This window comes from Acinetobacter sp. ANC 4648 (genome assembly GCF_002135345.1).
GTDB lineage: Bacteria > Pseudomonadota > Gammaproteobacteria > Pseudomonadales > Moraxellaceae > Acinetobacter.
Genome location: NZ_NEGI01000006.1, coordinates 44,498 through 68,904 on the forward strand (window position 1 = coordinate 44,498; position 24,407 = coordinate 68,904).

Below are 24,407 nucleotides of genomic sequence, written 5' to 3' on the forward strand. Positions count from 1 at the left end.
CATCGAGCAGTAACAGAATCGCCATGCAAAATACTGATTTACTCTTTCTTCTTCTCGGTGCAATCCTCGTACTGGCGATGCATGCTGGCTTTGCTTTTCTAGAACTTGGAACTGTCCGCCATAAGAACCAAGTCAATGCGCTCAGTAAAATTTTGACCGATTTTTCTATATCCGCCATCGCTTACTTTTTTATAGGCTATTACATCGCCTATGGGCAGCATTTCTTCCATCAAGGTACAACTTTAGCCAATGAACATGGCTATAACTTAATGCGCTGCTTCTTCCTCCTCACCTTTGCAGCAGCAATTCCTGCGATTGTTTCAGGGGGGATTGCGGAACGTGCAAAAATGCGGACTCAAGCGATTGCGACCTTATTTTTGGTTGCTTTGGTTTATCCATTCTTTGAAGGTATTGCATGGAATGGCAACTTAGGCCTACAAACTTGGTTAAAACATACTTTCGGCGCAAGTTTTCATGATTTTGCTGGTTCTGTAGTAGTCCATGCCATGGGGGGCTGGATAGCATTGGCTGCTGTGCTGCTGCTCGGTGCTCGGCATGGTCGCTATAAAAAAGATGGGCGTATTAGTGCCCATCCACCCTCTTCTATTCCATTTTTAGCGTTGGGTTCATGGATTTTAATCGTCGGATGGTTTGGCTTTAATGTCATGAGTGCACAACGACTAGATGCCATTTCTGGACTCGTTGCGATCAATTCACTCATGGCGATGGTCGGTGGTACCCTTGCTGCCAATTTCTTTGGTAAAGAAGATCCGGGTTTCTTACATAATGGCCCACTTGCTGGCCTAGTCGCTATTTGTGCAGGTTCGGACATTGTACATCCTATCGGTGCACTTGTTATTGGAGCCTTCGCAGGCTTCTTATTTGTTAAATTATTCACCTATACTCAAAACAAACTTAAAATTGATGATGTGCTTGGTGTATGGCCCTTGCATGGCGTTGGTGGTGCATTCGGTGGAATTGCTGTCGGAATATTTGGACAACATTGGATGGGGGGCTTAGGTGGTGTTTCTATGATGGCACAAATCATTGGAACCATGCTCGCCATCATCATTGCCTTAAGTGGTGGTTTTTTAGTGTATGGCCTTTTAAAAATGACGATGGGCATTCGTTTAACCCAAGAAGAAGAATTTCGTGGTGCAGATTTATCCATTCATAAAATATCTGCAAATTCGGAAGATGCAATATTTTAAATATGCAGATTGCTCATGAGTAAAGTATCGCGGCTCAAAAAGAGTCGTGGTTACAGAGTTGTTGGTGCTCAAATAATACTTACTCTTGCCTATATATTATATTGAAAATATTTTTAAGCCATATTTAAGATTAATTCATTGTAATAGCGATAAATTTTAATTAATTCATGAATGTAATCTGACTATGCTGGCATCTGATTTTAAAAAATTCTTTTTAAGCAATGGGTTGGTTCTTGTACTAACCCTGTTGATGCTCATATTTTATTTTCCGGTAGGTGGTGCAATTGATATGCACTTAATTCAACCATTCATCGATGCCTCTGGAAACTTTTTATACCGCGATAATTGGTATTTAGTTCATCTCAATCATAAAATTTTTAAAAATATTCTCATTGCCGTGTATGTTGTATTCTTAGTCCTTTGGTTAGCCTCGTTTAAAGTAGAACGATTAAAAGCAAAACGTTGGCTATATGGCTACATGTTTTGGGTATGCATGTTGTCTACCACCGTGATTGGTGTTTTAAAAGCACATTCTGCACATGCCTGTCCATGGAATATGATTCAGCCCACAGCACTAGGCTATGTCTGGAATTTTTCAGCCACAGAGGGGCATTGCTTTCCTGGTGGACATGCCAGTACAGGCTTTGCGTTATTGACTGGTTTCTTTGTCTACCGCTTAGTACAACCGAAATTAGCGTATGCCTTTTTAGCTTTAGGTCTCGTGATTGGCTTTATTTTAGGATGGGGACAAATGATGCGTGGCGCGCATTTTCTCAGTCATAATCTATGGACGGGTTGGATTGTTTTTGCATTTAACTTACTCGTTTATTGTTGTTTTTATAGCAAATTTGAAGATAATGCACACAAGTTGGTGAGTTCTAAAAGCAGTTCTTCATCTGTATAGATTTTTCTAAGACTCATCTTACTTTAATATTTTGAGATGAAGTCTAGCTGATTAGACAAATAAAATTAAAAAACCAAGCAAAATAATATTTTAAAAAGCACTATTTTGATTGGTTGTATTCTATTGATGCACTGTGATGGATTATATTCGATAAAAATTATGGATGCGGATAAACTTTAGGAAGTTTGACCAATACACTTAATCCCCCCAACTCACTACTATACGCAAAGGTTAATTGACCACCCAATTGTTGTATAGCTTTATCGACAATAGATAGACCTAAACCACTGCCCACTTCTAAATGATGATAAACACGATAAAAACGCTTTAACACCTTATCGTACATCTCTACATCTATACCCGGCCCACTGTCTTCTATTTGCACATACGCATTATTTTCGACATCTTCAAATACTGAAATATTAATAATGCCCGAGGGTGGCGTATATTTAATTGCATTATCAATCAAATTAAAAATAATTGAATGAATTGATTGCTCAATACTTTGCATTTCAATTAGTTCATTGCGTTCAAAACCCAGATCAATCTCTTTTTCCATGGCCAAATTCATCAATTGCTCAACACAATTCAGCGCCACATCATTCAACTTAAACTTGGTAATTTGAACATCGTGACTTAAGGTCGAATCTTGTTTAGCTAATGATAAAAGTTGCGATACCAAATGCTGCATTCGCGCTAAACCTTTACTTAAATTCACCAAATTTTCCTCATCTGGAAATTGGCTCATTAAAATTTTAGTTTGTAAATTTAGTGCTGTAATCGGTGTTCTTAATTCATGTGCAGCATCTGCAACAAATTGCCTTTGTTCCTGCTGTGCTAATGAAATCCGTTCAAATAAATGATTCATTTCATTGATAGTAGGAACCAACTCCTCAGGATACTGCGTATTTTGGATAGCAAGCAAAGAGTTTGAATCACGTTGGGCCAGTTCAGATTTAAAATCATCCAATGGTTTTAAACTACGTCGAATAATATAAATTAGACCGAATAAGGCAAATGGAATAATCATTAAATAAGGTAAAAACATGGTCACAGCAAATTCTAAAGCCAAATGCTGTCTAACCTTTTTCTGCTGACTGACTTGAACTTGAAAGTCTTTGGTCGGCAATACATAGGTAATCCAATCCCCATGTACCGACGATTGGGAATAGAAACCTGCCTTTTGTTTCGGTTCAACTAAAAGGTGATGCTCGTGCGTGACATCTGTTCGATCAGCATACGCCCAAACATCGACAAATAAATCTTCCTCATGATAGCGCTTATGCTGATCAAAATTACTTTGTAAAGGACGAGCATTTTGCGCCACACGTTCTGCCAAATACTCCATTTGTGCATCCAAAATTTCATTTATTTCTTCAAGAGAAATTTTGTATGCAGCCGTAATCAAAATGCAGCCCAATATCACACTAAAAATAGAAGTGTAACGAATGAGCTTTCTTTTTAAGGAATAATGTGTCGTCATATGACCTATACTTTTTGTGGTTGTCCTAACCGATACCCCAAACCACGAATGGTTCGAATAATATCCTTGCCTAATTTAGTCCGAATATGATGCACATAAACCTCAATTGTATTGCTGTTCACTTCACTATCAAAATCGTAAAGTTTGTCTTCTAAATTCGACTTCGAGAAAATTTTGTTGGGATGTGTCATTAAGGGAATTAGAATCGCCCATTCACGATTGGATAATTCAACTTGCTCACCTTTAAGTGTCGCAATATGTTGATCAACATCTAAAACCACATCACCATTCCGCAAAATATTCGACTCTTGCCCCTGTTGCTGGGTATTCCCACCACTCACACGGCGCAATAATGCATGAATACGTGCTACAAGCTCATCAAACTCATAAGGTTTAATGAGATAGTCATCTGCGCCAAGATTTAATCCATCCACTCGATTTTGCAATTGATCCCGTGCTGAAATAATCAGTACCGGAATAGCCACCCTTTGACGAATTTGTTTCAGCACTTGCATGCCATCCATCATCGGCAAACCTAAATCTAACAAGACCAAATCAAACGTATTTTGCGTTAATTGCTTTAAACCATCGAGGCCATTATTGACCCATTCAACTTCGAACTGATGAAATCTGAGTAACGTCATGGTGGACTCAGCAATCATAAAATCATCTTCAATCATTAGGATTTTAGTCATGGATTGATTTCCTCCTTTCAACTATGCGATACACATTGATGCAACATATTGTTATTTTGATCAATAACACGGCTTTGAATATCTAATAAACTCAATAAGCTTGGGAACAGATTATCTTGGCTGAGTACTTTGGCCTTTTGTTTTTCTAAACAATTAATCTGCGTTGTAGCATTAGTTTTCCATGTATCTGAAAACCACATCATCATTGGAATATGGGTCTGTTGACTTGGTGCAATCGCATAAGGTGCACCATGTAAATACATACCATGTTCACCAGTTGATTCACCATGATCAGATAAATACCAAAATGCAGTTTTATACTTTGGTTGATTCTTCAATGTTTCTATGACTTGATTTAAAATATGATCGGTGTACACAATCGTATTATCATAAGAGTTGATTAAAGCTTGCGGTGAACACCCCTGAATGGCGTTGGTACTACACGTCGGTTTAAAGTGTTGGAATTCGGCAGGTGCACGTTTGTAATAGGCAGGACCATGGCTTCCCATTTGATGTAATACCACCAAATGTGGTGTTTCATCATTTTTAGCCAGACTCGTAATATACTGATCTAAGCTCTCTACCAAAATTTCATCTAAACACTCACCATCCTTACACCATTTTTGTTTGAGCGGTTCTGGAATAATGAACTGTTCGACACGGTCACAAGTGCCTTTACAACCTGAATTATTATCAATCCATGTGACTTTATAACCAGCACGCTTTGCAACATCGAGTAGACCTTCACGATGACTGGCCAATTGTTCATCATAATCTTTACGTGGCATACCCGAAAACATACAGGGTACAGATACAGCTGTTGCAGTACCACAAGAACTGACTTGAGTAAAATTGACTAAACCGACTTGTTTCGATAATTCTGGATTGGTATTTTTTGCATAACCATTTAAAGAAAAACTTTCTGCACGCGCAGTTTCACCAAGAACTAACACGACCAATTTAGGTAGATTTGGTGTTGTAGTTTTTGCAGCTATATGCGCATCCTCTCCATAAGTAATTAAAGGTAAATCTTTTTTAGGTGCTTTTTTATGATAATAAGAATAAGTTGAAGCAATAGTATTTTGTGGTGAAATCATGCCTTTCAGTTCACGATGTTCACGAAAAATAGCTGCATAATCAACATAGAATATAAATAACAAACTTGCAATAACTGCAAAAGATGCAACAATATTGGCTAATTTTTTGAGCAGTGCTTTACCAATACTATCAGGTTTAATTTTAACCCAAAGAATTGCCACAATCGGCAAAATTACAAAAAATAGCGTCCAGATAAAAAATTGCGGTGACAACAAATCGACCACTTCTGATGGATCAGTTTGCATCATATTTTGCACTTGATCGGGTGAAATCACCACGCCCAATGAATTCACAAAATAGGCACTAAATCCACCAATAAATACCAATAGAATTGCGACTACTTTACTGGTCCATTTCCATCCGAGTATATGTAAGATCAGATTGTACAAAGCAATTAAAACGCATGCCGTCGCGATTAAGAATAAATTTGCCTTAATGCCCTGATATGGCGTAAGTGATTCTATTTTCTTTAAAAAATCAAAATTAAGAATTAATCCGAGCCAAATTGCTAAAATAAAATGGAATGCGGTTTGAGATAAAATAATTTCACGTTGTTTTATGCGCTGGATAAAATTTAGCATCACTCTAATTACATTGTTTTTCAGACACTTTAACTTAATCTATCAAACTTAAATAGAGCTTAATATGATTTTATCCAGAAAATATATCTCCCCGTAATCATCATTATCCCTTTTATTTTTAGCACGATAAACTATTTCTAACCGATTCAATATTTGAAAATTTCTGCTTAGAATAAAAATTAATTCATGTATATAAATTTACCCATCCAAACTGCTTAATATTCACTTTGCCATTTAGTAAATAGATTCCCTCTGCTGCCAATTTAATTTGCTGAATGTTTTCACCTTGTGCATTGAGCTTATTCAAACTAATTTTTCCTTGCGCATTAATTACTCTATACCAAGGTATATCCACATCAGACTCTAATTTTTTTAAAACATATCCAACCAATCGAGCATGTTTAGGTAGACCTGCCATTTTCGCTATTTGTCCATAACTAGCGACTTTTCCATAAGGAATTCGGCTAATCACTTCTAAAATCTGTCTAGTAAGTTCATTTGAAGTGGCCTGTTTTAAGTTTGGCATCAGATTGACTCGAAAATGACTGGATTTAAAATTCATGCAAATGCATTTGGTTAAATTTTATATTAAGTTAAGACTTACTTAAACATCAAAAACAACAAGAGGATTGCACATGAAAAGGGCTTTTTCAAAACTATTTCTAACGGTTGCGTTATCTTTCGGTACTATTACACTTTCAGCCATTTCCACCAGTATCAATGCCGCTGCAAATATTGATATACAAAGCGTCCTTCAACAAGAACGCGAGTGGGCTGGTTTGCAAACCAAACGCCTCAAAGTTGGAGATATTGACTGGGCTTATAGTGAAGGTGGACAAGTTGGGAAACCCACCCTCATCCTCGTGCATGGTTTAGCTGGTAGCCGAGATAACTGGAATCGCTTTGCTCGTAACCTGACCCCATATTATCATGTGGTGATTCCAGATTTGCCAGGTCAAGGTGATAGTCGAGTCCCTGCAGATTTTGAATATTCTATTCCCAATATGACAGAAAAATTACGTCGTTTTGCAGAAGCAGCTAAAGTTGAAAAAGATGCCCATATTGCGGGCCATTCTATGGGAGGGGCAATTGCTCTACTCTATACCGCACAATATCCTATAGACACTAAATCATTATTCTTAATTGATAGTGCTGGCGTGTTTAAAACGGGTAATACACCTTACTTAAAAGATCCAGCAACACTTCGAAATATAGTAGTCTCTAAACCCGGAGATTTGGATCGTCTATTAAAAATATCAACTCACCTACCACCTTTTATTCCAAAAGAACTAAAAGAATCTCAAGAAAAAATGATGATCTCGCAATCTGTGAATACATCTAAGTTAGTGGAGCAGCTAATTTTGATGTCTAAAGTATATACTCCTGATAGTTTTGCAATTGCAACCCGTGTCATTGATCAACCTGTGTTAATAGCATGGGGAGAGAAAGATCAGATTATTAATGTTGAAGCAGCTGCTGAGTTAAAAAGTCTACTCAAAAATGCTCAAGATCCGATTATCCTCAAAGGTGTTGGTCATATGCCAATTATGGAGCAAGAGCAATTACTGGTTCAGCCTTATCTGAACTTCTTGAACAAATCCAAATAAAGATCAACCCTTCATAAGCCAAGTGAAACTTAATTTGCTTGGCTTGTACTTCTACTTATTCGTAATACATTCTGCAGCTTTCGCTATCTTGCTAACGTCTGAAGCTTAAATTATCGTCTAGCCTTGCTCACAGGCCTTACACTACTTATAATTATAAAAATATTATTCAATATATAACAAATATTTGTGTGAGATTATTAATGAATGGATCATCATCTGAACATGAAGTTCTCAACTGTTTTCAAACTCAGCTCACGCCACTTTCCGATAATTTAACCGAAATGCTCAATGAACATTTTAGTCATCAAACCGAACGACGTGGCTGTGGCTTTACACAAGCCACACGAGTGATTGCAGAGTTTATTAACCTAGCAGCAGATGAAACTGACTTTAAAGACTTTAAAATTTTTAGTAATTACGATACTAAACGTTTAAGAACCATCCTCAGTACGGCTAAATCCTATGGCCTAGAACTCAAAACTTGGCGTAATTTAGATTTAAATCATGAGGTGCAATTATTTCTTGCACAGAAATCCCAAAATAATCTTTTTTATAATACTTTAGCAGCTGAAGTTCAATCTCAAAGTCAATTACGAAGTATTGCTCAGGGTGTAAAACTTGAAGAAAGCAAACTGATTTGTGATTTTTTAGAAGATATTATCTTGAGAAAGCATGATTCAACACTGATAGAACTTAAAAGTTTAGTTGAAAAACCCAAAGTCGGCTCATGCCCAATGGCTGAAAACTTTTTTCTCAAAATCGCACATCGAAAGTTTCTTAGACACGGTTTAATCAATATTTTTGTGAATGATCAGAATCAACCTATTCTCATTGAAAAAGTCAAAATGGGGGATGATCATTCCTGTATTAATTTAGTCCCATTAATTATGAATGGTATCCGTATTCCAGAAGGAAGCTTATTCTCGGTTCGATATAATGAGGACACCATTCAAAAAATCGCGAATAAAACATACAAAGGATTTGTCATTCCCCTTTCAGAAGTTGACGGTTTTTGGTTTTTAAGATTAACCACACTCGCGATCTCTCCCGAAAATAGACAACGTGCATTTACCTCTCATTTTAAACAACAAATTGATAATGGATTGTTTAGTCCTGGCACCACACAACTAGCTCAATTAAAAAGCGTTGCTTTAGAACAAATTTAGATTAGGTATTGAATGATGTTGAAAGCTTGCTATTCCCCACGGTACTTTGCTCAAACGCATACCAATAGTATGGAAAAATTGACTGCAGTCGCCGAGGTTTTAGAGCAACAGCAACTTGCAGATTTAGTCGACCCAGAAAGTATTGATCATAAAATTTTATATTCAATTCATGATCCAAATTATGTCAAAGCATTTATGACAGGTAAAAAACCACTCGCCACGACACAAGGTTTTAAAAATTGGACCCCGCAATTTCGTGAAGCGATTTTATCCATTCAAGCGGGCCAATTGGTCGCAGCAAGTATTGCATTCAAAAAAGGGATTTCTGCCAATATTGCCCAAGGCTTTCATCATGCTGTGTATGAACGTGGTAATGCATATTGCACTTTTAATGGTATCGCTTTAATTGCCAAGCAATTTCCAGATAAGAACATTTTTGTCCTCGACTGTGATCAGCATGGTGGCAATGGTACGGCAGAATATACACAAAGCATTACTAATTTATATAATTTTAGTATTTATGCTTTGGCTTTTGGTTGTACATCGTCTGAACGGAGTTTAACGCGACATATTCATAATAAAAAAGGCTCTTTTGATCAGTATGCTGAAGCAATTGTGGAAGGTTTTGAACATGCTTTGGATTGGCAAGCAGATTTAATTATTTATCAAGCGGGTATGGATTGCCATCAGAATGACCGCTGTGGTTCTAAGTGGTTCACCACTGAAATGCTCTACCAACGTGATTTAATGGTCTTTAAACTCGCTAAAAAATACAACATTCCAATTATGTTTGTCTTGGCGGGTGGTTATCAAAAACTTGATGATTTAGTCCCGTTACATGTGAATACTTTTAAAGCGGCCAATCGAATCTATTTCAACTTTTAATGAAGAAAAAACCACACATAAAAATGAAGGCCTAGCACCTTCATTTTTATTTACATGAGATCTAGATAGCAGTTTAAAAGTTATGGGGATTTTCCAAACGCTTCACTTCTTGTGCTTTATCTGGATGATGTACCGCTGCAACCCCATCTTCTGTCTTTTGATCAACCAGAGCTTCTGGGTTATAAATCGTAATGGTTTCATTTCCGAATGCATCTTCACCCACAATATATTGAAAGCCTTTACGATTCATACGATGACATAACCGTTGATACCACCCCTTAAAACCATCCTGAGGTTCATTCGGATTGTAATAAAATGCATTCATGACTGCTGGTAAACCCAGTCCACAAACAATTCCCGAAAGTAAAACACTAATAAAAGTATAACCAATTAAAATACTACTGTACTCACGTAATTCTGGAACGTTGGCTACCGCGAGAATTAATGCCAGTGAAATACCACCACGCACACCGCCCCAAGACAAAATAGTCAGACTACCGTTATAACTTTTATGCCGAAAACTTGGGAAAAATGCGAAAGCGAGGAAGTTAGCGGCAAAACGAGAAAGATGTAAAGCCACAAAGGCAAATATACCGCCTAAAATCATACTGGTACTTAAATCAAGAATGAAAATTTCTAAACCAATCAAGGTAAATAGAAATGAATTGATAATACCTTCGACTGTATGCCAAAAATGATTTACTTCACGAATTTCTCGTTCTTGTAAAATTTCTTTCCATTTATTTCCAACAATCAACCCCCCAATGACACAGGCAATCGGTGCAGAAGCATGTGCAAATAAAGCCACTAAATAAGAACCACAAGCCAGTAATGCCGTGGTTAAAATTAAGGATTCCATTTCATGTTTACCACGCAGTAAACGTAAAATCCCCAATCCAAAGGCCCAACCAATAATCACTGCAACTACTATTTCATAGAGCAAGGTTTGTAAAGTTGTGAGCAGACTAAAATGTTCGCCTTCTAAAACATTTAACAAAGTCATAAAAACGGCGATACACATTGCATCATTAAACAGCGATTCACCTTCTAACTTAACAATTAAATGATGTGGTGCACGTACCGAGCTTAAGACACCCTTAATGCCAATGGGATCTGTCGCACCCAATGCCGAACCGAGTAAAAGTAAAATTAAGATAGGAACTGGATTGCCAATTAAATATTGAAAACCAAACACCATCCCCGCAAAAAACAAAGCACACAGCACCAGCGCAATAGTGGCCAAGATCGTAATTGGCTTCCAAAAGACTTTTAAATCAGAGACTCTGAACTTTAAAGCCGAAGAGGTTAAAATAAAACAAATCACACCATTGACTAAAAAATCATAAAAATCGATATTGCGTACCGCTTCTTCAATATTATGGATATTAATGGAGATAAATTGATTGCCATTTAGTAGACTTGCTCCCCACTGCAAAATAAAAACGAAAACTGCCGAAACGAGAGGAACACCTATAGCCTGAGGAAACCCCAAAATTCGTTTATTAAAAATTGTCGTCGCAATGGATAATGCAAAAACTACTGTAAATACTTGAAGAAAGAAATAATTGCCCATGCGAACCCTAATATTGCTTTTTCATTAAGTTAATAAAATATCGAACATTTCTAAATCGAATCCCCAAATGAAAACCATTTAAAAACCTCATAATTTTACAAGCAATAGCGAATTTAATCTGAAATAGATAAGTTTTTTAACATAAAACTGAAAAGTAACGGATCATGCATTAATGCAGCTTAAATATTTGCAAATATTCTGATTTATTTTAGGATAGCGTCTTTCCAAACTTATAGATGACATCTGCCCATGAACATCAAAACGGTATTCCGCTCTTTTTATGCGGCGATCATCTTTATAATTACCCTGATACTAATTTGGACGAGCATCGTAAAAGCACAGGAAGTTTTGCAAGCTAACCATGTTCAACCGAGATCATTTAGTCTCCAGTCGAATGAAAAAATTGAATATCGACTAAGTAGTCAACGCTCTAAATCCGATCAGAATATTTATGTACACATTCCTAACCAAGGCTATATTGTAAAAATCAGTTGTGCTCACTATTTACAAGATATTTGTACAGACGTGGATAATCAAAACCAATCCAGAAAAATTTTAAATCTAGATTTAGTCGCTTATAAGCACAATGTTTATATTAAAAATTTAAAATATATCAACACAGAAACTATGCAACAAAAAGCAATCCAATATACTGAGCAACAAATCCGTGATTTTTACAACACTGATATTCAAAACTTAAAGTATCAATTATTTAGTATGGTTCTTTTTAGTTTATTTGCCCTATATGTTAGTTTTAGAGTTCTGCGGAATTTTAAGAGCTTTTTGGCTAAATAAAAAAGAGAGCTATCACTCTCTTTCTTTAAAATTTCCCATCATTAATGGAATGTATCGATTTTAACAATGCTTAAATGGATGCGCCAAATGTATCACAGTCGTTAATATTTCCAGATTTCAATCCAGTCTGAAACCACTGCATACGTTGCGCGCTACTACCATGGGTAAAGCTATCTGGTACAACGGTTCCTCGCGCGCGTTTTTGTAAATAATCATCCCCAATTTTATGTGCAGCATCCATTGCTTCTTCAATGTCACCCTGCTCTAAAAATTGAGTACGTTGCTGTGTTCTATTTGCCCAAACCCCGGCCAAACAATCTGCTTGTAATTCCTGACGGACAGAAAGCTGATTACTCTGGGTTTGACTAGATTGCTGACGTGCTTTTTGCACCTGAGCAGAAATTCCCAATAGATTTTGCACATGATGTCCCACTTCATGCGCAATCACATACGCCTGTGCAAAATCACCAGCTTCATCTTGGGCAGTCAATTCAGTCTGATTCTGTTCACCAGAAATTCCCATTTGGGTCCGCATATCTTTAAAAAATTCTGTATCGATATAAACTTTCTGATCAGCAGGACAATAAAAAGGCCCCATTGCAGATTCAGCTGTACCACAGCCTGAATTTACCCGACCACTAAACATCACCAATTTAGGTGGAATATACTGAACACCTTGCTGTTGAAAAATTTGTGACCAGGTATCTTCTGTATCCGCTAAAATAGTACCCACAAATTGAGCCGCCTCTTGCTGCTGTGGCGTTGGATTTTTGATAGTTCCTGTAGCTTGATTCTGTGTATTTGCAGTAACTTGCTGAGTCACCTGATAGGCCTGTTGAGGATCAACCCCGAAAAATTTCCAAGCCACAAATGCAACAACAAGGCCTAAAATACTGATTCCACCAGCTTTTACACCCCTGCTGCCACGAGCATCTTCTACATTTTCACTGACACGACGTCCTCTCCAACGCATAGCTCTATCCTTTTTTAATACATTCTATTTTATTCTACTAACTTTAAACTATTATGCCGATTTAGATTTAGAACGTACAGATTCAATTATTTTCATCACTAAAATAACAGCTAATCCAGCAAGAATACCAATGATCATATTAATTAAGGTCGGAGTTACAGCCCCCATAATATTCCCAATATTTGGAATTAATTCAACATGATCAACTGCTTCTTCAGTCAAATGATGCAATGAAGAGACCGCATGTGTAATAATGCCACCACCCACTAAAAACATTGCAATTGTTCCAACAATGGTCAAGGTTTTCATCAACTTTGGTGCAAAAGCTAATAGTCCCCGACCAATAATTTGCTTAGTATTCGAAGCTTGTTGGGTTAGATACAAGCCAAGATCATCAATTTTTACAATCATGGCAACAAAACCATAAACACCCACAGTCATTAATACTGCAATAACAGACAGTACCATCACTTTCGTCCCAAATGCAGCGGTGGCAACTGTACCTAAAGAAATCACTACAATTTCAGCAGATAAAATAAAATCGGTACGAACTGCACCTTTAACTTTATCTTTCTCAAAAGTCTCTAAATCCGTTTCAATCGTTTCTAATTCAGCTTCAGCTGCTGCTTCAGTATGCACTTTTTTGTGCTGTAAACTATGCAGTACTTTTTCGACGCCTTCATAACATAAAAATAGACCACCCAGCATTAATAATGGATTAATTAGCCAAGGTGCAACCACACTGATTAACAAGGCAAGAGGCACTAGAATTAGTTTATTGATAAAAGAACCCTTTGCAACACTCCACACCACAGGAAGTTCACGATCGGAACGCACTCCACTCACTTGCTGAGCATTGAGTGCTAAATCATCCCCCAACACACCGGCTGTTTTTTTCGCAGCCATTTTACTCATAACAGCGACATCATCTAATACTGTTGCAATATCATCTAATAATATTAATAAACTACTGGCCATAATTTTTATCCTAATTACTTTTATTTGCACATTTTAATTAAATTAATAAGCGCTTTATACATTCTCTTTGTTGTTTTAGACAACGCTTTATTTTTAAGAAAGCTGTCTATTTCCGCTGACATAAAAAAAAATTATACCGTACAATATGCGTCATTCGTAGAAACAATTGATGTCGTCTTTAGAGCGGCTGTGGAATAGATCATGAGTAATCAAGACAATCGTCCTGTCATTTTAACGGGCGACCGTCCTACTGGACAACTTCATTTAGGGCATTTTGTTGGCTCACTACGCTCTCGCGTAGGTTTACAAGACTCGCATCATCAACACTTACTGTTAGCCGATGCTCAAGCGCTCACAGATAATGCCGATAACTTTGAAAAAGTCCGTCGTAACATTATTGAAGTGGCTACAGACTATTTAGCTGTTGGTATTGATCCAACCAAAACAACCATCTGTGTTCAGTCTTGCTTACCTGCACTAAATGAACTCACCATGTTGTATTTAAACTTTGTCACGGTTGCACGTTTAGAACGTAACCCGACCATCAAAGCTGAAATTCAACTACGTGGTTTTGAACGTGACATTCCTGCTGGTTTCCTATGCTATCCGGTTGCACAGGCCGCAGATATTACTGCTTTTAAAGCCAGTGTTGTGCCAGTCGGTGATGATCAAATTCCGATGATTGAACAGACCAATGAAATTGTACGTCGTTTAAATCGTCAAATCGGTCATGATGTTCTGCCAGAATGTAAAGTCTTGCTTTCAAATATGAGCCGTTTACCTGGGTTTGATGGTAAAGCCAAAATGTCAAAATCTTTAGGCAACACCATTGTTTTGGATGCTTCAGATAAAGACATTAAGAAAGCAGTTAATGCGATGTATACCGATCCCAACCATCTTCGTATTGAAGACCCAGGTCAAGTGGAAGGTAATATTGTATTTACTTACTTAGATGCCTTTGATCCCAACCAAGAAGAAGTTGCGGAGTTAAAAGAGCATTATCGTCGTGGTGGTTTAGGCGATGGTACGGTAAAGAAACGCCTTGAAGGCGTATTAAAAGAACTGATTACTCCAATTCGCGAACGTCGTATGGAACTGGCTAAAGACCCTGATTACATCATGGATATCTTAAAAACAGGTACAGAAAAATGCCGTATCATTACGCAAAATACTTTAGATGAAGTCAAAAATGGATTAGGTGTATTTCACTTCTAATCAACAATAATAAAAAAGCCTTTCATTTGAAAGGCTTTTTTTAAAATATTAGAAAATAAAACATTTTTTACGAGAATTAACATTTACTTACTTATCTACTCATGAACTTTCAACCCAGAATAATTATCATTTACCCATAGTTATGAATAACCCCTAAATTCATAACATCCTCCTTAGACCGGAACTGTTTATTCAGATTCGTTGTTCTACGCAATGATCACCCCAATCATTGCGTATTTTTTTATCTTAATTTTGCCCGTATTTATATTTGAAACTCAACTTAGCATGATAGATTTTTTTAATTTGTATAAAAAACATTTAAATACTTTAATCTATAATCCATATACTGATTTTCAATTGTTATTGAAAAATTAATTTTTTTATATAAACTCAACAGCTTAATAACATTAATGAATGATCAATACATCGTCTATATTCAAAAATAATAAGTTGATTGACGATTTTTAAAATAATCAATCAAACGAATACAAAAACTTAAAAGAGCATTTTATATGTGGGAATTATTTATAAATCCATCCAATCTTTTTTTTAGCGTAAGTTTATGTTTCATGCTCTTTTTGGGCATATTTGAATGTCTTTTACTCCTCATTGGCTTTAGTACCCAAAGTTTTTTAGATCAATTCATTCCTGAGCAAATTATTGGATCACAACACCCTGATTTAGAAATTAATGCTGAACAAAGTGGATTACTACAATTTTTAGATTGGCTGTATTTAGGTAGAATTCCAGTTCTGATTTGGCTGATCATTTTTCTAACTGTTTATGCATTGTTTGGTTTTATTGTACAAGCCATTTTCTATCATTTCACCCAAAGCTACTTTCCCTTATGGATCATTGCCCCTGCCTGTTTAATACTCTGTATGCCTTTCATTCGACTCAGCGCTGCTACAATTTCAAAAATTTTACCAAAAGATGAAACCACAGCCATTAAACTTGAAGAGCTGATTGGTCGTACAGCCCACATTTTTTAGGCAACGCAAAACAAAATTACCCTGCTCAAGCCAAAGTTAAAGATCAATTTGGGCAAACGCATTACATTTTGGTTGAACCGGAAATAGATATAATTTTTTACCAAGGTCAAGATGTCATCCTTACCCATAAAACCAAGATTGGCTTTCAGGCTATCGCAATTTCCACATCAATAACTTAGACAAGAGATAATAAATGTTGAATTCTTCTTTTTATCAAATACTCATTTTTGCAGGTACTATCTTTGCTGCCTTTATTATTATTGGAGTGATTATTGCCCGACTTTACACTCGTTCCAGTAAAGAAGTTTCCTTTGTCCGTACTGGTTTTGGTGGTGAAAGTGTTGTCTTGGATGGTGGTGCAATTGTACTCCCTGTTTTACATGAAGTAATTCCTGTCAATATGAATACACTCCGTTTAGAGGTCAAACGTGCGGCGGATCAAGCCCTCATTACACGTGACCGTATGCGTGTCGATGTAATGGCAGAGTTTTATGTCCGTGTTAAACCCACGGAAGAATCGATCGCCACTGCTGCACAGACATTAGGTAAAAAAACCATGTCACCACAAGAGCTCAAAGACCTAGTTGAAGGCAAATTTGTCGACTCTTTACGCTCTGTTGCAGCTGAAATGGCCATGGAGGAATTACATGAAAAACGGGTTGATTTCGTCCAAAAAGTACAACAAGTCGTTTCTGAAGACTTATTTAAAAATGGTTTAGAATTGGAAACGGTCTCTTTAACTGGCTTAGACCAAACCAGCTTTAAATTTTTTAACCCGCAAAATGCATTTGATGCTGAAGGTTTGACCAAACTAACTGAAACGATTGAAGACCGTCGTAAAAAGCGTAACGATATTGAACAAGATGCTGATTTAGCTATTAAAACAAAAAATCTTCAAGCTGAACAAGCACGTTTACAAATTCTGCGTGAAGAAGAATATGCAAAAATGCAACAAGAGCGTGAAATTTCTATTCGTCGTGCAGAACAGCTTGCTGAAATTGCATCACAAGAATCTGCGAAAAAACGTGAAGCTGAAGAGGCTCAAATTGCCGCAAATCGTGAAGTCGAATTAAAGCGTATTGCATCTGCACGAGATATTGAAAATGAAAATATTCAAAAAGCACAATTAATTCAAAAAGCACAAGTTGAGCAAAAGAAAACGATTGAATTAGCTGAACAAGATCGTGCTATTGCGATTGCAGAGAAATCTCGTGCCGAATCAGAAGCTAAAGCATTGGCAGATCAAGCACGTGCTGCTGCCGTTAAAGCTGAAGAAGAAGTCTTAACTGTACGTGAAACACAACGAGCTGAACGTGTTAAAGCAGTTGAACTGGTGGGGGCAAAACAGATTGCAGAAACAGATGCAATCGCCATTACTGTGGCTGCTGAAGCATCCAAACAAGCGGCGGCTGATGAAGCCGAAGCAGTGCGTATCGCAGCTGAAGCCGATGCTGAAAAAGTACGCCTCAAGGCAAAAGGTGAAGCTGATGCAAAAATTTTACTTGCTCAAGCGCAAGAAAAACAATATCAAGTGGATGCCGCAGGCACACGCGCAGTTAACGAAGCCAATAATATTCTGTCTTCGGAACAAGTTGAAATGCAGATTCGTTTAGCCTTATTAAAATACTTACCAGAAATCATTCGTGAAAGTGTTAAACCTATGGAGAATATTGATGACATCAAGATTCTTCAAGTCAGTGGTTTGGGTAATATTGGGGGTGCTTCGGTGAATAGCGAAGGTGCTGAACAAGGTCAAGTAGCTCTCTCAGATCAAGTGGTCAACAGTGCCCTGCGTTACCGTTCTCAAGCCCCACTCATTGACAGTTTAATGAATGAATTAGGCATTCAAGGTGGCGATATCAATGGTTTAACCCAAAGCTTAAAAGTTAAATCAGAATAATCATATTCTAGTTATCTAACGCTCAATAACGATAAAGCCTCAATTTTGAGGCTTTATCGTTATTGTAAATACACAAATATTACGTGTTGAATGAATATCATCACATGCTTTAAAAACAAACTTTACCCAAAATCACGACGACTTAAAACTAAATAATTATTTACATTCCTATCTGAGTATTGAGCCTCAATTTTCAAAGCTCAATTCCTTTATAAAATTTCCGAGCAATATTTTAAGCAACTTGTTCTTCGTTTACTTGTTACTTCGAACCGTTTCTTAATTTTAATGAGTATCGAGCAAATCATAGCACTCGGCTGAATCTAAACTAAGCGCTTCAACTTCCATCAGATTTATTTAATTATTTTAAATCCTATTTAAAATAGGCTATATAATTTCATTGAATGCGCATACAATTTCACACTTCATTTTCATATAATTCATATAATGAAAACCTCATTTTTATTAAGTGGTGTTTTACTCTTAACGGGATGCGCAATAGGCACATCTAGCGAAATCAAAGTGGCTGAAAAAATACTCAATCAATTTGAGTGTAAAAACATTGAAAGTTCAGAATTAAATCACAGTACTATCACTAGTTACCATGAACACTCGCTCGCAGTGAGTAAAGATAAAGCAACGTCTTATGTCGATAGTTATAAGTCGGGTGATGTGTTATTTAGTATCCCTTTAGAGCAAGTCATTCAACAACAATATGATATTTATAAATCTGCATGCGAGTCTTTAGGTGGCGTGAAAAAAGACGTTAGCTTGGCTGAATAATGCAGAATGAAAGTCACTTCATCTTATAAAACCCCAAGTAATAAGATCATGCCCAAATCGTAAAATATTTTGCCGAATAATGTGTCATCTACAAAAAATCATATTAAAAAGACAGGGTTAATCCCTGTCTTTTTAATTCATCTACTTTGAATGATAACGTGTATCTACGCTAAATAATTCAGGGAATTTGGGATTGATTTGTGCGTAAAAATCCATAATTTCAGCCATGTCTTTTTCATAATCTCCTGTAGGGTACACAATTTTTCCTACCCCAGTTTTTTTCTTCGCATAGTCCATATAAGCTAAAGCAATGGGTACACCTGCGGCTATTGCCACATGATAAAAGCCTGTTTTCCATTGTTCTTGTTTGGCACGTGTCCCCTCTGGCGTTATGATCATCACCAATTTAGGATGAGTCTTAAATAAATCACTCATTAGCTCGACCATACTTGGCCGAGCTTCACCCTCTTTTTTAGCACGACGATCAATACCAATTCCCCCCATAGCACGAACAAAAGGCCCCAATGGAAATTTCATATAACTGTCTTTAATGGTGAGACGTACATGTACACCCATTGCTTTTAATGCAAGTCTTGCATATAGCGCATCCCAGTTACTGGTATGTGGTGCAGCAATCATCACACATTGATCTAAATCCAACGGCCAATGATTATCAATTTCCCAGCCCATTAACCCCAAACTTTGTTCAGCTAACTTTTCGAACACAAAATGCACCGCGATATAATAATTTCGCGCGAATTGTAGCAATGCCTATGAAATAAGAAAGATCAATATGCACAATTAATCAGCGATTAATATATAAGTGTACGCAATATCGTTTGATTCAATTTTATTCAAAAAAAATTAAATATTGAGCGATTTATGACAAAATTTGCATATATTAATTATTGAGCTCATGAAAAGATTTAATTTAATCCCATTTTTTATAGAAATTATCAAAATAAATAGGGATAATTAATCATGACTATATATTACTTAATATATTTTCTAACAAAATATATTTTAGGTTACGAGCTCAGCTGAGCTTTAAACTCAAACAATTTATATTTTCCAGTATCCAATTTATTGCCTCATTCATCATCAAATTTTTTATTGTTAGAGGATATTGCCTGTTTATTTGTTTTTTAATTTTTCACTCATAAAACAGTTAAATCAACATAAGAAATTGCATTAATATTTAATAACGCAAATGCTGGAATAGAAACCTCTAAAAATTAAGAGGTTTCTATTGGCTTAAATCTATATTAGAAACTATCTGCAGGAACTCTGACCCAACCTTCCATCAATACACGTGCACTTCGGCTCATGATTGCCTTCTTTACCACCCACTGACCATTGTCCATCAAGGCTTGCGCACCGACTCTTAAAGTTCCTGATGGATGACCAAAGCGTACCGCTTCACGCTCTCCACCACCCGCAGCCAAGTTCACTAAGGTATTTGGAATGGCTGCAGCAGTACCTATTGCTACTGCTGCTGTGCCCATCATGGCGTGGTGTAATTTACCCATCGACAAAGCCCGAACCAATAAATCGACATCAGTGTCCTTCACAATTTTTCCGCTTGAAGAAGTATATGTTTTTGGCTTCGAAACAAAAGCTATTTTAGGTGTATGTTGACGACTGACTGCTTCTGCAACATCTTGAATCAAACCCATTTTAACTGCGCCATAAGCACGAATTTTTTCGAATTTAGTTAAAGCATCAATATCATTGTTAATTGCATCTTGTAATTCAGTGCCGTCATAACCCAGATCTTCAGCATTTAGAAAAATAGTTGGAATGCCTGCATTAATAAAAGTTGCTTGGAACGTACCAATTTCAGGTACAACTAAACTATCGATCACATTGCCTGTAGGAAACATTGCTCCGCCATCTTCACCATCATCGGCTGGATCTAAAAATTCAATTTGTACTTCTGCAGCTGGGAATGTCACTCCATCTAACTCAAAATCACCCGTTTCTTGTACCTGACTATTCGTCACTGGTACATGTGCGATAATCGTTTTTTTAATATTGGCTTGCCAAATGCGAACGGTACATACACCATTTTCAGGAATCCTTTCTCCATCTACCAATCCATTAGAAATTGCGAAAGAACCGACCGCTGCGGTTAAATTTCCACAATTTCCACTCCAATCAACAAAAGCTTGATCAATAGAGACTTGGCCAAATAAATAATCAACATCATGTTCAGGCTGATTACTTTTAGCAAGAATCACAGTTTTACTGGTACTTGAGGTTGCTCCTCCCATGCCATCAATTTGCTTACCATAAGGATCTGGACTACCAATAACTCGAAGTAATAATTGATCTCTGGCCTTTCCAGCAATTTGAGCTGATTCGGGTAAATCATCTAATTTAAAGAAAACCCCTTTACTGGTTCCACCGCGAAGATATGTTGCTGGCACTTTAATTTGAGGAGCAAAACTCATTTGTCTGTCATTCCTTTGGTTTATCGTTATTGTTACAAATACTGAATTATCATTCAATTTATATTACCCTGTTAAAAAAAAAAAGCATTGGCCACATGACTTAAGTATAAAAATCACTAAAAATATTTATTTGATAAGTAATTTTTTTTGTTGCTTATAAAAACTAAAAAACTGATATTTCAATATTTTATTTTAAATTAATTAGATTGACTTGACAGTTTAACAACAGATCCATGCGATGTACTAGGCTAACAGTTACCAATCAATTACAATCGTGCGAATCATTTCTTTTGAGCTGAAAACTTTGAGCAACGAGTCTACAAATCTTCAGCGGGGGCTTAAAAATCGGCATATCCAACTCATCGCCATGGGCGGTGCAATTGGGACAGGCTTATTTCTAGGTTCTGCGCAAGTCATCGAAAAAGCAGGTCCATCAATTATTCTGGGTTATGCAATTGGCGGTTTCATTGTATTTTTAATTATGCGTCAATTGGGGGAAATGATCGTACATGAGCCAGTCTCAGGTTCATTTAGTCATTTTGCCAATAAATACTGGGGAAAATTCCCTGGTTTTTTAACAGGTTGGAACTATTGGTTTCTGTATATTCTCGTTGCTATGACCGAACTTACAGCTGTAGGCAAATACATTAATTATTGGTGGCCTGAAATTCCCGCATGGATATCGGTGTTAGTTTTCTTTGTGATTATTACCTTAGTCAACCTCGCTAATGTTAAATTTTACGGTGAATCTGAATTTTGGCTTTCAATTATTAAAGTCACTGCCATTATCTCAATGATTATTTTTGGGATCTATCTGATTTTAAATGCAGATGTAACGTCAGGCATTGCTTTTTCAAACCTCTGGTCACATGGTGGCTTTTTTCCAAATGGCTTTGATGGCTTGTTCTATATGCTTGCTTTCCTAATGTTTGGTTTTGGCGGGATTGAATTAGTCGGCATGGCTGCCGCGGAAGCCAAAGATCCTGAAAAAACCATTCCAAAAGCTATCAATCAAGTTGTGCCACGTATTTTAATTTTCTATGTCGGGTCAATGGTCATTCTGTTGTCACTTGTGCCATGGAATCAATTAAATTTTGGTGGTCTAGATAAAAGCCCATTTGTCATGGTTTTCAGCATGATTGGAATTGCATGGGCAGCACATTTAGTCAATTTCATCATTTTGACAGCGGCTCTATCTGTTTATAATAGCGGTATGTATGCCAATAGTCGGATGCTTTTTGGCTTAGCACAGCAAGGCAATGCACCCAAAATATTTGCCAAAACCAATAAGCAAGGTGTACCTATTCCAGCAGTCTTGTTTTCAGCCTTCTTAATTTTGGGTTGTGTACCTCTAAATTACTATTTGCCTGAAGATGCTTTAAGTCACTTAATGTATGTCGTTGTTGGTGCTTTAGTTTTAAATTGGTTGATGATTTCATTAACCCATTTGAAATTTAGACGCGCACTTAAGCTCACTAAGCAAACCAGTAAATATCCAGCACTATGGGCGCCTTTCAGTAATTATATTGTGATTATCTTTATTGGCGTTGTGCTATATATCATGTGGAATCAAGGTTTCAAGGAGTCTGTACTCATGATTCCTGTTTGGATTACACTTATGTTGATTTTATTTGATCTTTTAAATCCAAATGAAATTAAACAAGAGAAAAAATAAATACTCTTTTAAAAGCTATTATTCCAATAATAGCTTTTTTTTCATATGCATATGCGGTAAATTATCTCCTGTCTGCGCTCTTAGCTTAACTGGATAGAGCAGTTGCCTCCTAAGCGACCGACGTGGGTTCGAGTCCCGCAGAGCGCACCATTTTTTAATTTATTTTTATTCGTAATCATGTTATTTATATTTAAAGTCTAGCTTTCTATGCTATAAATTATACTGACTTAATGAAAACTTTCAAAATCAATTCTAGATTTTTATCATATAAAAATAGCGAAAAAAATCTTTTAATATTTTATAATTAACACTCTTTCAACGAAGATATAAATTCTATAATGATGAATAATCCTTACTACTTAATTTTATATTAAAACAAATACAAAACAACCTAATGCTATAAAATACAATTGAGCCGAAGCTCAATTGTTAATGAAAAAACTTAAAGATTCAGAGTAATTTCTTTACCTTTTGCGCGAGAAACACAAATCATCATACTTTGTTGAGATGACTTCTCTTCACCACTCAAGTATTGATCGAAATGCTCAGCCTCACCCGCCACAATAGCAGTTTCACACGTTCCACAAACACCTTCTCGACAAAGGCATTCCACATCAATATTCAAGGATTCAATGGCCTGAAGAATCGTTTGATCTGCCATCACTTCAATACGTTGATTAGATTTTGCAAGGATCACTGTAAAAGCTTCACCATTTTCAGGTGTTGTAGATGAAAATTGTTCCCAATGAATATATTGATCGCGGTAACGATTACGGTTACACGTATCAATGACTGCATCAATCATTGGCTTTGGGCCGCACACATATACATGTGTGCCTTTTGGTTGATTGGCAATGAGTGCATTCAAATCCAGTTTTACACCATCACTGTCGATGTAACTAAATACGTGATCAGCATGCTGACTTTGTTTTAATTCATCTAATAATGCGGCATGCTCTGGTGCCCGAAATGCATAATGTAATTCATACTTTGCATTCCGCAGTGCCAACTCATCCATTTGCGGTAAAAATGGCGTAATTCCAATTCCACCTGCAATTAAAATATGCTTTTCACCCGTTTGTGAAAGTTCAAATAAATTTTTGGGTTCAGAAACTTCGAGTTGAAAATCTTGAAAGCACTGATCATGCATAAAGACTGATCCCCCCTTACCCTCTACATCTTTACGGACGCAGACTTGATAGGTCGATAAATCACTCACATCACTCATTAAAGAATAAGCATTCGAGAGTTTGTCATTCATTTTCACAATGATATGACTACCCCCCGTAAAAGCTGGAAAATTTTCACCATCTTGACGTTTAAATGTAAAACGTTTAATTAAAGGGGTCAGTTGCTCTACCGCTGTCACTACAGTCGGAAACATTTGATAACTATTCGTCATCTTTAAATCCTAAATTTTTATCGCTGAATAATGTTGCTCAA

General features: G+C 36.7%; 20 protein-coding genes, 1 tRNA gene and 1 pseudogene. 12 read left to right on the forward strand and 10 right to left on the reverse strand.

The window, feature by feature from the left end:
• The first annotated feature begins 23 nt into the window (after positions 1-23).
• A complete protein-coding gene (locus tag B9T27_RS11245; protein WP_086206920.1) occupies positions 24-1,211 on the forward strand; it encodes an ammonium transporter in 1,188 nt (395 codons plus the stop codon).
• A 184-nt stretch (positions 1,212-1,395) separates the two neighbouring features.
• Positions 1,396-2,115: a phosphatase PAP2 family protein gene (locus B9T27_RS11250; RefSeq protein ID WP_086206921.1), complete on the forward strand. Its 720-nt coding sequence runs from the start codon at positions 1,396-1,398 to the stop codon at positions 2,113-2,115.
• Between the two features lie 157 nt (positions 2,116-2,272).
• On the opposite strand, the gene B9T27_RS11255 is transcribed toward B9T27_RS11250, so the two are convergent.
• The 4 genes from B9T27_RS11255 to B9T27_RS11270 form a co-directional block, all read right to left on the reverse strand.
• Positions 2,273-3,598 carry an ATP-binding protein gene (locus tag B9T27_RS11255; protein ID WP_086206922.1) on the reverse strand — a complete coding sequence of 442 codons (1,326 nt, stop codon included), beginning with the start codon at positions 3,596-3,598 and terminating at the stop codon, positions 2,273-2,275.
• Between the two features lie 5 nt (positions 3,599-3,603).
• On the reverse strand, positions 3,604-4,293 hold the full coding sequence (locus B9T27_RS11260) for a response regulator transcription factor (RefSeq protein WP_086206923.1): 690 nt from the start codon (positions 4,291-4,293) through the stop codon (positions 3,604-3,606).
• Positions 4,294-4,310: 17 nt separating this feature from the next.
• A complete protein-coding gene (locus tag B9T27_RS11265; RefSeq protein ID WP_086206924.1) occupies positions 4,311-5,972 on the reverse strand; it encodes a phosphoethanolamine transferase in 1,662 nt (553 codons plus the stop codon).
• Positions 5,973-6,156: 184 nt separating this feature from the next.
• Positions 6,157-6,498 carry an MGMT family protein gene (locus B9T27_RS11270; protein WP_086206925.1) on the reverse strand — a complete coding sequence of 114 codons (342 nt, stop codon included), beginning with the start codon at positions 6,496-6,498 and terminating at the stop codon, positions 6,157-6,159.
• 109 nt (positions 6,499-6,607) lie between these two features.
• Between B9T27_RS11270 and B9T27_RS11275 the strand changes: the two genes are divergently transcribed.
• The 3 genes from B9T27_RS11275 to B9T27_RS11285 all read left to right on the forward strand — a co-directional run bounded on the left by B9T27_RS11275 (position 6,608) and on the right by B9T27_RS11285 (position 9,630).
• Positions 6,608-7,579 carry an alpha/beta fold hydrolase gene (locus tag B9T27_RS11275; protein WP_086206926.1) on the forward strand — a complete coding sequence of 324 codons (972 nt, stop codon included), beginning with the start codon at positions 6,608-6,610 and terminating at the stop codon, positions 7,577-7,579.
• Between the two features lie 200 nt (positions 7,580-7,779).
• Positions 7,780-8,745 (forward strand): hypothetical protein, encoded by a 966-nt coding sequence (locus tag B9T27_RS11280; RefSeq protein WP_086206927.1) that lies wholly within the window; start codon positions 7,780-7,782, stop codon positions 8,743-8,745.
• A gap of 15 nt (positions 8,746-8,760) precedes the next feature.
• Positions 8,761-9,630 carry a histone deacetylase gene (locus B9T27_RS11285; protein ID WP_086206928.1) on the forward strand — a complete coding sequence of 290 codons (870 nt, stop codon included), beginning with the start codon at positions 8,761-8,763 and terminating at the stop codon, positions 9,628-9,630.
• A 73-nt stretch (positions 9,631-9,703) separates the two neighbouring features.
• Here B9T27_RS11285 and B9T27_RS11290 read toward each other — a convergent pair whose 3' ends face one another.
• A complete protein-coding gene (locus tag B9T27_RS11290) occupies positions 9,704-11,203 on the reverse strand; it encodes a cation:proton antiporter (protein WP_086206929.1) in 1,500 nt (499 codons plus the stop codon).
• A 249-nt stretch (positions 11,204-11,452) separates the two neighbouring features.
• Here B9T27_RS11290 and B9T27_RS11295 point away from each other — a divergent pair, with 249 nt between their 5' ends.
• Positions 11,453-11,998 carry a hypothetical protein gene (locus tag B9T27_RS11295; RefSeq protein ID WP_086206930.1) on the forward strand — a complete coding sequence of 182 codons (546 nt, stop codon included), beginning with the start codon at positions 11,453-11,455 and terminating at the stop codon, positions 11,996-11,998.
• A gap of 70 nt (positions 11,999-12,068) precedes the next feature.
• Here the strand turns inward: B9T27_RS11295 and B9T27_RS11300 are convergent, their stop codons facing one another.
• On the reverse strand, positions 12,069-12,971 hold the full coding sequence (locus B9T27_RS11300; protein ID WP_086206931.1) for a neutral zinc metallopeptidase: 903 nt from the start codon (positions 12,969-12,971) through the stop codon (positions 12,069-12,071).
• 51 nt (positions 12,972-13,022) lie between these two features.
• Positions 13,023-13,949: a DUF808 domain-containing protein gene (locus tag B9T27_RS11305; protein ID WP_086206932.1), complete on the reverse strand. Its 927-nt coding sequence runs from the start codon at positions 13,947-13,949 to the stop codon at positions 13,023-13,025.
• A 201-nt stretch (positions 13,950-14,150) separates the two neighbouring features.
• Here B9T27_RS11305 and trpS point away from each other — a divergent pair, with 201 nt between their 5' ends.
• The 4 genes and pseudogenes from trpS (at position 14,151) to B9T27_RS11325 (ending at position 18,836) form a co-directional block, all read left to right on the forward strand.
• Positions 14,151-15,164 carry a tryptophan--tRNA ligase gene (trpS, locus tag B9T27_RS11310; protein WP_086206933.1) on the forward strand — a complete coding sequence of 338 codons (1,014 nt, stop codon included), beginning with the start codon at positions 14,151-14,153 and terminating at the stop codon, positions 15,162-15,164.
• A 512-nt stretch (positions 15,165-15,676) separates the two neighbouring features.
• Positions 15,677-16,335: pseudogene (locus B9T27_RS11315) on the forward strand (YqiJ family protein).
• Between the two features lie 14 nt (positions 16,336-16,349).
• Positions 16,350-18,056 (forward strand): flotillin family protein, encoded by a 1,707-nt coding sequence (locus B9T27_RS11320; protein WP_086206934.1) that lies wholly within the window; start codon positions 16,350-16,352, stop codon positions 18,054-18,056.
• Positions 18,057-18,500: 444 nt separating this feature from the next.
• The gene (locus B9T27_RS11325; RefSeq protein WP_086206935.1) at positions 18,501-18,836 is read left to right on the forward strand and encodes a hypothetical protein; all 336 of its coding nucleotides are present in this window, start codon (positions 18,501-18,503) and stop codon (positions 18,834-18,836) included.
• Positions 18,837-18,977: 141 nt separating this feature from the next.
• On the opposite strand, the gene B9T27_RS11330 is transcribed toward B9T27_RS11325, so the two are convergent.
• Both B9T27_RS11330 and prpF read right to left on the reverse strand, forming a co-directional pair.
• Complete coding sequence (locus B9T27_RS11330; protein WP_228146211.1) at positions 18,978-19,562, reverse strand: 1-acyl-sn-glycerol-3-phosphate acyltransferase; 585 nt, start codon at positions 19,560-19,562, stop codon at positions 18,978-18,980.
• A 539-nt stretch (positions 19,563-20,101) separates the two neighbouring features.
• On the reverse strand, positions 20,102-21,289 hold the full coding sequence (gene prpF / locus B9T27_RS11335; protein WP_086206936.1) for a 2-methylaconitate cis-trans isomerase PrpF: 1,188 nt from the start codon (positions 21,287-21,289) through the stop codon (positions 20,102-20,104).
• A gap of 304 nt (positions 21,290-21,593) precedes the next feature.
• Between prpF and B9T27_RS11340 the strand changes: the two genes are divergently transcribed.
• Together B9T27_RS11340 and B9T27_RS11345 are read left to right on the forward strand one after the other, a co-directional pair.
• The gene (locus tag B9T27_RS11340; RefSeq protein WP_086207068.1) at positions 21,594-22,964 is read left to right on the forward strand and encodes an amino acid permease; all 1,371 of its coding nucleotides are present in this window, start codon (positions 21,594-21,596) and stop codon (positions 22,962-22,964) included.
• 74 nt (positions 22,965-23,038) lie between these two features.
• Positions 23,039-23,114, forward strand: a tRNA-Arg gene (locus B9T27_RS11345).
• A gap of 292 nt (positions 23,115-23,406) precedes the next feature.
• Here the strand turns inward: B9T27_RS11345 and cntB are convergent.
• The gene (gene cntB / locus B9T27_RS11350; RefSeq protein WP_086206937.1) at positions 23,407-24,366 is read right to left on the reverse strand and encodes a carnitine monooxygenase, reductase subunit CntB; all 960 of its coding nucleotides are present in this window, start codon (positions 24,364-24,366) and stop codon (positions 23,407-23,409) included.
• Positions 24,367-24,407: the final 41 nt, after the last annotated feature.